Source organism: Candidatus Atribacteria bacterium, assembly GCA_011056645.1.
GTDB classification, from domain to species: Bacteria; Atribacterota; Phoenicimicrobiia; order Phoenicimicrobiales; family Phoenicimicrobiaceae; genus Sediminicultor; species Sediminicultor quartus.
This window is the reverse complement of record DSEL01000021.1, coordinates 1-8,071: the sequence shown is the minus strand read 5'-3', so window position 1 is coordinate 8,071 and position 8,071 is coordinate 1. Positions and strand designations below refer to the sequence as shown.

Here is an 8,071-nt window from a genome sequence, read left to right as displayed (position 1 = left end):
GGTCAAGTCTACTACTAAATTTGCTACAATGATAATAAATGCATAAAGTAACATTATACCCAATATCACCGGATAATCACGGTTAGTAACGCTGGTAATAAAATATTTCCCACAACCGGGAATTGCAAAAATTTGCTCTACAATTAATGAACCGGTAACTAAAGCAGCAAACAAAGGACCAATAACAGTCACTACCGGAATAAGTGCATTTTTCAAGGCATGATGAATGGTTACATTTTTCTCAGAAACACCTTTTGACCTCGCTGTCCTGATATAATCTTCCCTGATCACCTGTAACATACTCGCCCTGGTTAATCTTGCCAGTATAGCAGCACTACCTATACCCAGAGTAAAAGCAGGCATGATAGCCTGCTGCCAGGTTCCCCAACGAGCCACTGGTAACATATTTAATTTTAAAGCAAAAACCCAGACCAGTATAGGGCCTAAGGTCATTGCCGGAACCGACACTCCAAGCAATGCAAAAAACATTGCGAAATAATCAATATAAGAATTTTGTTTTAAGGCAGCAATCATTCCCAAAGGAATTCCTACTATCATAGCTATAATCAAAGCTAATACTCCTAATTGGGTGGAAACAGGAAAATGTTCGCTTATAATATCATTGACCGTTCTGCTTCGAGAAGAGTAAGAGGGGCCAAAATCACCATGAAGGGCATTCCAAAGATAATCGGTATATTGTTTCCATAGAGGGTCATCCAAACCGTAATAAGCCTCTAAATTAGCAATAATTTCTTTTGGTAATGGTTTTTCCCGGTCAAAAGGTCCTCCAGGGATAGCATGACCTAAACTAAAAGTTATTAAGGATATTACCAACAACACCGGTATTGCCCATAAAATTCTCCTGATAATATAATTGGCCATATTTTCTCCTTTCTTTTCTTATTTCTATAAAAAATGCAATTCTTATTAACAAATTAATTATATATAAAAAAATTATACCATAAAAAAATAAATAATATAACCATGACTCTTTTCTAATCCAAATATGAGCCTGAAAGCAAGAGTCATGCTGCTACTATTTTATCAAATAATCTATCTCTGGCAAGCTGTACTTTTTGAGCCATCTCATTATCAGTATATCTTTTAGATATTTTATCTAACATCTCCAGGCCAATGCCTTCTTTCAGGTATTTCTGGACATCAGAGATACTCCTCAATTTCTCATAGGGCGTCATATAGTCCTGGTATCGGTATTTCTTCTTGATCTTTCCTTTTCTGTCTATGATCTCCCTTGGGAAGGCACAGGGACGATGAAAGTTCAAATACTCATGAAAACAGCCGAAATAAAAATCATTAATCCTGGGGGCATATTCTCGCTTGATATAGCTATAACCTAACCATTTTCTGACTACCCAGCCGTTTTTGGTCTCTATTAGAGCATTATCATTGGTATGTCTGGGTCTACTTTTGGTTAGTTTGATTAATAAAGTATTTAACATTTCTGCTACTTTTCTATTGATGTATTCTGAGCCATTATCGGCATGGAAATTAATAATCCGATAAGGATAACTGGCTATTATCTTCTCCAATAAAGGAAGAAGATATTCTTCTGTAATCTTTGCTGTGGCTCCGATCACCTGCCATTGGGTAATCTCATCTACGGTATTGATATGATAAACTCCCTTTTGGCCTTCTTGGTCCCCCTGGTGCATGGTATCTACCCTGAGATAGCCCGGTTTGCCTTGCGGTTGGGGTTTACATCTGACACCAATGGCTTTTCCCTTGCCTTTGTGAGTTTTCTGATAGAAAGATACACTGCGCAGGTAGGGCACTTTCTTCTTCAGGTTATAGATATGAGATACCGAGATGTTGGCAATATTTAGATATTCTTCTTTCCCATATTCCCTGGCCATACGTTCCAGCGTCTTCTTTAAGGCAGCTCCGTTGGGAGAATCATGTAACTGTGCGGTCTTAGCCAGGAGTTGGATATCCCTATTGGTGTATTTTTTCTCAAATCTATGTCGTTCATATTCTTTTATTCTGAGCTGACCTTCTTCTCGGTATTGGTTTATGTGTCTGGTTAGCTGGGCTCTGGAATAGCCGCTTATTTTCATGAGATATCTCCTGATTAGTCCTTTTTCTTTTTTAGAGAGAATAAAATAGTTAAATCTCCCTAGTGTCTCCTCTATCCAACCATAAGCCTCTTTTTTGGATCTCTTTTTAAATTCTACAGCCTCTGTTTCAGATAAAAAGCTTTTTATTTGAGTCAGTCTATTTAATTTAGAGTCATTCATCATAACTACCATCATCATATAGCTATTATGACTCTTGCATTTGGCTGGTCAAATATTTTGACTTTTAGATTTCAATTTCAGGCTCATCTTGTGCTGGATAAGACTCCATGACTAAAAATAACCGTGCAGTCTTTTTAAAATTTCCCAGCCTGCACGGTTATTCAAAAAACATTCAAGAAAAATTCAATTTCAAATTAATAATAATCCTTTCAAGGGCTTTATTCTATAATTTTCCACTGGTTAAAATGCTGACCGCCCAAGGGTGAGAATGTACGGTATAAATGAGGTTTAACCATCCATGATACCGTGTAAAAGTAAATAGGAGCTATAGCAGCTACTTCTTCACAAAGAATTTGTTCCGAACGTTTGTAAAGTTCATATCTCTTCTTTGGGTCAGATTCACGGGCTGCCTGTTCCACTACCCTGTCAAATTCAGGATTATTCCATCTTACCCTATTATCACTATCGGTAGAATGGAAATTTTCATAAACCCAGTTATTGGCATCAGCATAATCAGCACACCATCCCATCCGCCAAATCTGTGGAGGATCTTCTATGGTGGTTTTTAAATACACTGCCCACTCTTGATTAGTAATATTTACATCCACTCCTAAATTTTCCTTCCACATCTGTTGTATAGCCTGAGCAATTTTTCCATGAGCTTCCGAGGTATTGAACATAAGTGTAATTTCTGGTAATCCTTTTCCCTCTGGATATCCCGCATCGGCTAAATATTTTCTTGCAGCTTCTTTATTAAAAGGTATACCGACCCCTTCCGAGGGTGGAATATGTCCGAACATTCCCGGACAGGTAAAGGTAGTAGCAGGAGACTGTCCACCTTTAAGTACAAAGTCGATTAAACTCTGTCTATCAATAGCGGCAGAAAAAGCCTTTCGGACTAATGCATTATCGAATGGAGGTTTGGTTGTATTAAATCCGTAGTAATAAGTACAAACGTCAGGCATATTGACATATTCTTTGCTCAAAACAGGATCAGCTTTTACCCGGTCTATATCTTCTAAAGGACAAGGTGTTGAATCTAATTCTCCAGCTTCATACATAGCCATTGCGGTAGAATCTTCTACAACAATCACACTATGAATTATATCAATATCTACTTTATCCGCATCATAGAATTTAGGATTCTTTGCCATTACTATTTCATCTTCATGCTTCCATTCTTTTAAAAGATAGGGGCCATTAGTGACGATTTTTCCCGCTTCAGTCCAACTATCACCGTATTTCTCAATAGCCCATTTAGGTACAGGTCTGGCAACCCACATTCCAGCAATGCTCGGGAAATAACCAGCGGGATGATTTAAGGCAAATTGAATAGTATAATCATCGATTGCCTTAACTCCGATATGACTTAGATCAGTGATTTCACCGGTATTTACCTCTTTGGCTCCTTTAATTATATAGAGAACATAGGCATAATCTGAGGCAGTAGCCGGATCGCAGGTTCTCCTAACTGCATATTCTACATCATGAGCAGTAACCGGCTTCCCATCGCTCCATACCACATCTTTTCTCATATGAAAAGCCCAAACTAAACCATCTTCTGAAACTTCCCAGTCAGTTGCCAATTCTGGCATAACTGTTGTTTCGCTTGTGTTGATATCATAGGCTAAATCGGTTAAACCCAGAAAAAGATTTTCGACCATATCAATAGAAATGCTATCGGTAGCCAAGCAAGGATCTAAAGATGGAGGTTCAGAGCCAATCTGCCAAGATATTTCTTTTTGGGCTCCCAAAACAGATAAACTCATTCCAATTATTAAGATTAGCGATAATATTAAAATTAAAATATTTTTTTTCATTATTACTTTTTTCCTCCTTTGTTTTTTTACTTAACGTAATAGAAAAAACTTTCAAATATTTATATTTCTTTTCACGCACCCCCTTTTTTTTAATATGCCTTTTCGTTATTTTTACTCATATCGGTCAATCATATTAATTAAAATTTACTTAAATAAAATTCCCTTACTCAAAATACGCTCGAAAAGGCGAATTAACTTTCTGTATTTTTATATATACAATATCTCGGATTAAAAATCCTTCTTTTTTTAAAAATATTTTATATTTTTTATCCTCTTCCTCTTACCCCGCCTAAAAATTTATCTTTCTTTAATTTTGGATTAAATCCCTTTTTGTGCATAACTCCTTTAATATAGTTCATGTATTCTTTTCTTTGCTCAACCATTTTTATCTTTTCTTTTTTGTGCCAATCTTCCTTTTTTTTCTTATCTACTTCATGTTTACCTTCTTTCTCTTTAACCGCATCAACATCCTGCTCCTTCATTTCTTTCCACCTCCTTTTTTAAATGAGTAAAAAGTTTGCTTGAAATTTAGTCAAATTAGCTAATTTTATTCCATTTAATAAATCATCCAAATCTTTTCCCTCTAAAGTTTCTCTTTCTATTAAATTACGAGCAATTTTTTTTAATTTTCTTTTATTTTTAATTAAAATATCTTTAGCTTGAGTATAGGCACTTTCTATAATTTTTCTTACTTCTTTATCTATTTTATTAGCAATTTCTTCACTATAATCACGCTGTTCAGAAATATCTCTACCTAAAAATATTTGATGTTCTTTCCTTCCTAAAGTGATAGGACCAATAGTCTCACTCATTCCATACTCAGTTATCATCTGACGGGCAATCTTGGTAGCTCTTTCCAGGTCATTCTGTGCACCAGTAGTTACATCTTTAAATATTAAATCTTCGGCTACTCTTCCTCCCAATAAAACTGCTAATCTATCCATTAATTCTAATTTACTAATTAAATATCTATCCTGGGTAGGAAGCTGCAAAGTGTAACCCAAAGCTGCATTTCCCCGGGGGATGATTGAAACCTTATGAACCGGGTCGCAATTAGGTAATAACTTGGCTACTAAAGCATGACCTGATTCATGATAGGCAATTATCTCTTTCTCTTTCTCGCTAATCAGTCTACTTTTTCTTTCCGGTCCAGCAATAACTCTATCTATAGCGGCTTCTAACTCTTCCATTCCAATATCCTTTTTGCTTTTTCGAGAAGCTAACAAAGCTGCCTCGTTTACTAAATTTGCTAAATCAGAACCGACAAATCCAGGAGTCCTTCTGGCTAATACTTTAATATCTACATCCTTACCCAAAGGTTTCCCTCTGGTATGAACCTTTAAGATGTCTTCCCGGCCCAGTATATCTGGTCTATCTATGACAATACGTCTATCAAACCTTCCAGGCCTTAATAAAGCGGGGTCTAAAATATCCGGACGGTTAGTAGCGGCAATCATGATGATTCCTATATTCTGGTCAAACCCATCCATTTCTACCAATAGTTGATTTAGGGTTTGTTCTCTCTCATCATGCCCTCCTCCTAAACCTGCTCCTCTATGTCTTCCTACAGCATCGATTTCATCCATAAAAATGATGCAAGGAGCATTAGCCTTTGCTTGTTTAAATAAATCTCTTACCCGAGAAGCACCAACTCCCACAAACATCTCTACAAAATCAGAGCCGCTAATACTAAAGAATGGTACTCCTGCCTCACCAGCAATAGCCCTGGCCAGTAATGTTTTGCCTGCACCAGGAGGACCATAAAGCAAAACCCCTCTGGGTATTTTAGCTCCCAATTTCTTAAATTTTGCCGGATTTTTTAAAAATTCTATTATTTCTTCAACTTCCTCTTTTGCTTCGTCAATTCCTGCCACATCTTTAAAAGTTACCTTGGGGGTTTCTTTGCCCAAAAGTTTGGCTTTGCTCTTGCCAAAGGACATAACCTTATTACCTCCACCTTGCATTTGTTGTATCATAAATAACCAGATTCCAATAATTAAAAGCATGGGCAATAAAGATGAAAGCAATTGCATCCACCAAGACACTTTTACCGGAGGTTTAGCTTCTATGACTATGTTTTTACTTCGAAGAGTATTTATCATCTCTGGGTCATCCGGTGAATAAGTAGAGAATTCCGTACCGTCCATTAGTATACCGGTAATTGAATTATCAATAATGGTAACTTTAGATACATTATTTATTTCAATTTCCTTTAAAAATTCAGAATAGGTTAGCTCTCGTTGAATTACAGATTTAGGTTCAAAAAACGAACTGATAATTGAAATAAAAATAATTAACATCAGTAAATATAATCCGATGTTTCTGTAGTTTTTATTTCCCTTAAAGTCTTTTTTATTAAAATTAGGTATTTTAGTCAAGAAAAAATTCTCCTTTTTTGTCACAAATTTCTTGTAATTAGTTTATTTTATAGGCTTATTACAAGTAATTTTAGCATATTTCCTATATAAAAACAAACACAAAATCCTATCTCCTATATCGTGAATTGTATTGTGCCAACATTAAACTAAAAACTTAAAGCAAAAAACGTGAAACCTAAAACTAAATTCGTATCCCTTGCTATAGTATATAGCATTTGGGATCCTCACGAGATGCGAGATGCAAGATACGATTTTATTTCAACTCTCCCTTGTATATTTTGGGATTAAGGGTAAAAACAAAAGGCACGTTTCTAAACTTTCCAGCATAATCCAAACCATAACCGACTACAAATTTATTAGAAATATCAAATCCCAAATAATCAACTTTAACCTTAACTTTCCTTCTAGTACTTTTATTTAAAAGTGTACAGACTTTTAAACTGGCAGGTTTACGTGATTTTAATATTCGAAGCAGATAATTCAAAGTCAATCCGGTGTCTACTATATCTTCAACAACCAAGACGTCCTTTCCTTCAATGGTTTCATCAAGATCTTTTAATATTCTTACTACTCCGGAAGACTCTGTGGCTGCTCCGTAACTGGAAATAGCCATAAAATCAAAGACCATAGGAATTGAAATTGCTCGAGCTAAATCAGCCATAAATATGACTGCTCCCCTTAATACACCTATAAAAACCATATTTTTATCTTGATAATCCTTGGTTATTTTTTCTCCAAGTTCGAGGACTTTTTCTCTAATCTCTTTTTCTGTAATCAAAATCTCATTAATTTCATTATTTTTTAGCATTTTCATTTCTCCTTCCTTAAAAATTAAAAATTTCCAGCAGAAAAGGATTCTTTATTTTTGTTTTTACACAGAGTAGTTTTTTAGTATCAGAGTTAATTTTTACCCGGTCATCCAGTCTTATTCCCATAATCCATATTATTTTATCTTCACTATCAACTAAAATAGGAATTAAATCTCGGTAACTCTTAGGAATTTTGTTATCGATAAAAAAATCTTTAATTTTTTTTATACCTTTCATCTTTAAGGGAAAAAATCTATCCCCATTCCTTCTATTCCTTAACTTGAGAGGAAGCTTAACTTTGTAGTAATCAATATATTCCAAAAATTCCTCTTTAGTTCTTTCTACTGTAGAATGCAAATAAGATTTTTGGTCTGTAGCGTTTAGTATTTTTACTTCAATCTTCATATCCAAATATTTAATTTCTGTTTCCCCGGGAATTAAGATATCGTATTCCCAGGGCATAGTTCTATTCTCAATTTGATCTTTAGAAATTCTTTCTTTATAAATTTTTATTTTGTCATAAATCTTCGCAGCCTTTAAATGATCAGGAAGGCAAATTTCTTTTTCGCCCAATTGGTATTCGGTAAGTTTTAATATTGCATTGTTATGCTCAAAGCTAATGGAAAAAAGGTTGCCCTTTACAATTTCAATAGATTTTCGAATGATCCTCCTCTTTAAGGCTAAAGGGAGAGGGATAAATTTTTCTAAATTAATCACTACTATTTCACGACTTTCTCGTTTTGCAACCTCTTTAAAAAAATATTCTGTTTCTCTATTTAGAAATTCTGAAACTTCACAGACTATACTCC

7 protein-coding genes are annotated in these 8,071 nt (G+C 35.1%); all 7 read right to left on the bottom strand.

The annotated features are described in order from the left end of the window. The coding region (locus ENO17_01020; protein ID HER23640.1) for an ABC transporter permease at nt 1-882 on the bottom strand (882 nt) is incomplete at its 3' end. A 143-nt stretch (nt 883-1,025) separates the two neighbouring features. Continuing rightward, entirely contained in the window at nt 1,026-2,273 is a 1,248-nt protein-coding gene (locus ENO17_01015; protein HER23639.1) for an integrase, read from the bottom strand. Between the two features lie 200 nt (nt 2,274-2,473). After that, the gene (locus ENO17_01010; GenBank protein HER23638.1) at nt 2,474-4,075 is read right to left on the bottom strand and encodes a peptide ABC transporter substrate-binding protein; all 1,602 of its coding nucleotides are present in this window, start codon (nt 4,073-4,075) and stop codon (nt 2,474-2,476) included. Nucleotides 4,076-4,341: 266 nt separating this feature from the next. Continuing rightward, nucleotides 4,342-4,557: a hypothetical protein gene (locus ENO17_01005; protein HER23637.1), complete on the bottom strand. Its 216-nt coding sequence runs from the start codon at nt 4,555-4,557 to the stop codon at nt 4,342-4,344. An 18-nt stretch (nt 4,558-4,575) separates the two neighbouring features. After that, nucleotides 4,576-6,453: an ATP-dependent metallopeptidase FtsH/Yme1/Tma family protein gene (locus ENO17_01000; protein ID HER23636.1), complete on the bottom strand. Its 1,878-nt coding sequence runs from the start codon at nt 6,451-6,453 to the stop codon at nt 4,576-4,578. A 253-nt stretch (nt 6,454-6,706) separates the two neighbouring features. Beyond that, entirely contained in the window at nt 6,707-7,261 is a 555-nt protein-coding gene (gene hpt, locus ENO17_00995; GenBank protein HER23635.1) for a hypoxanthine phosphoribosyltransferase, read from the bottom strand. A 16-nt stretch (nt 7,262-7,277) separates the two neighbouring features. Next, the coding region (locus ENO17_00990; protein HER23634.1) for a hypothetical protein at nt 7,278-8,071 on the bottom strand (794 nt) is incomplete at its 5' end.